The sequence below is a fragment of the Micromonospora sp. PRAS1 genome (genome assembly GCF_059553435.1).
In genome coordinates this window covers 1-2,284 of record NZ_JCANNB010000089.1, presented here as the reverse complement: position 1 = coordinate 2,284, position 2,284 = coordinate 1, and the positions used below count along the sequence as shown (strand labels likewise).

The window sequence follows — 2,284 nt, the reverse complement described above, 5'->3', positions numbered from 1 at the left end:
GCAGCTGTGGCGCGCCGGTGTGGACGTCGACTGGCGGGCCATGTACGCCCCGTGGGGCGGCCGCCGGGTGGACCTGCCCACGTACCCCTTCCAGCACCGCCGCTACTGGATCGACGCCCTACCCGCCACCGACGTCACCCGGGCCGGGCTCACCGCCGCCGATCACCCGCTGCTCGGCGCGGCGGTGGAGCTGGCCGGCTCGGCCGGCGTGCTGCTCACCGGCCGGCTCTCCGTGCAGGCGCAGCCCTGGCTGGCCGACCACCGGGTCGGCAGCGCGGTCGTCTTCCCGGGCACCGGCTTCGTCGAGCTGGCGCTGCGGGCGGCCGACGAGGCCGGCGCGGCCGGCATCGACGAGCTGACCATCGAGGAGCCCCTGGTGCTGCCCGAGAGCGGGGCGGTCGACGTCCAGGTCGCGGTCACCGGCGACCTGGTAAGCATCCACTCCCGTACCGACGGCGGTTCCTGGACCCGGCACGCCTCCGGGGCGCTGGCCAGCACCGTACCCGTGACGCCCGGCACGGTCGCCTGGCCGCCAGCCGCCGCCCGCCCGCTGGCCCTCGACGGGCTCTACGAGCAGCTGGCCGGCGCCGGCCTGCCGTACGGGCCGACGTTCCAGGGACTGCGGGCCGCCTGGCGGGACGGCGACGACCTGTACGCCGAGGTCGCACTTCCCGACGGCGTGACCGGCGACGGGTACGGCATGCACCCGGCTCTGCTCGACGCGACCCTGCACGTGCTCGCGGCAACCGGCGACGCCGACCGCGCGGCCATTCCGTTCGCCTGGTCCGGTGTCGCCCTGCACGCCACGGGCGCCTCGGTCGCCCGGGTGCGGGTCCGTCCGGCCGGGCCGGGTGCCGTGACGGTCGAGGTCGCCGACGCCACCGGCGCCCCGGTCGCCTCCGTCCGGTCCCTGGCCCTGCACACCGTCGAGCCCGGCACCTTCACCGGCGCCGCACCTGACGGTCTGTACCAGGTGGACTGGGTTCCGCTGCCGGTTCCGGCCGGCGTGGACGGCACCGAACAGCCGGTCGTGGTGCGGGCCGACGCCGGCCCGGTCGGTGACGTCGTGGCCGGAGTCCTCGACCAGGTGCAGCAGTGGCTGCGCCGGGGCGACGACTCCCGGCTGGTGATCGTCACCCGAGGTGCGGTGGACGCGGCCGGATCCGGTGTCTCCGACGTGGCGCAGGCCGGGGTCTGGGGTCTCGTCCGCGCCGCACAGGCCGAGGAACCCGGCCGGATCGTCCTGGCCGACCTCGGCCCGGACGACGAACTGGACGTCCCGCTGCTGCTGGCCGCCGACGAGCCGCAGCTCGCGGTACGCGGTGGCGCGCTCTACGGCGCCCGGCTGGCCCGGGCGAGCGTACGACCCGTTGCGGCGCCCTTCACCGGCGCCGGCACGGTGTTGATCACCGGCGCCTCGGGCGAGCTGGGCGGGCACGTGGCCCGGCACCTGGTCACCGCGTACGGGGTGACCAGTCTGCTGCTGCTCGGCCGCAGTGGCGCGCCGGAGGAACTGGTGGCGCAGTTGTCGGCGGCCGGTGCCCGGGTACGCGTGGTGCGCTGCGACGTCGGTGACCGGGCGGCGCTGGCGGCAGCGCTGGCCGAGGTCGACGACCTCAGTGGTGTGGTGCACGCCGCCGGTGTGCTCGACGACGGCATGATCGGTTCGCTCAGCGGGGAGCGGCTGGCCGGAGTGCTGCGGGCCAAGGCCGAGGGCGCGTGGCTGCTGCACGAGCTGACCGCCGACCGGGATCTCTCCGCATTCGTGTTGTTCTCGTCGGCGGCGGCGGTACTCGGCGCCGCCGGACAGGGCGCCTACGCGGCGGCCAACGGGTTCGTGGACGGGCTCGCCGCGTACCGCCGCTCGACCGGTCTGCCGGCCGTCTCCGTGGGCTGGGGTCTGTGGGACGGCACCGGCGGGATGGGCGGCGCGCTGGGTGAGGCGGACCGGGCGCGCATCGCCCGGGGCGGTGTGCTGCCGCTGACCGTCGCCGAGGGCCTGACCCTCTTCGACGCCGCGCTCGCCGCCACCACCGCCGCCCCGCTCGCGGTGCGCCTCGACCGGCAGGCGCTGGCCGCGGTCCCGGACCTGCCGTCGCTGCTGCGCGGGTTGGTCCGTGCCCCGGCCCGCCGCGCCGCGACCGACGCCACCGCACAGGACCAGCTTGCCGCGTTGCCGGCCGAGGACCGGGCGGAAGCGCTACTGGCCGTCGTCCGGGCACAGGTGGCGCAGGTGCTCGGCTACTCGCCCGACCAGACCGTCGAGGTCACCTGGGCCTTCCAC

The 2,284-nt window shown here is 76.4% G+C and carries 1 protein-coding gene; it reads left to right on the top strand.

The genetic code is table 11. From position 1 onward, the window contains the following. The coding region (locus AC507J_RS32175) for a type I polyketide synthase (protein WP_496294307.1) at window positions 1–2,284 on the top strand (2,284 nt) is incomplete at both ends.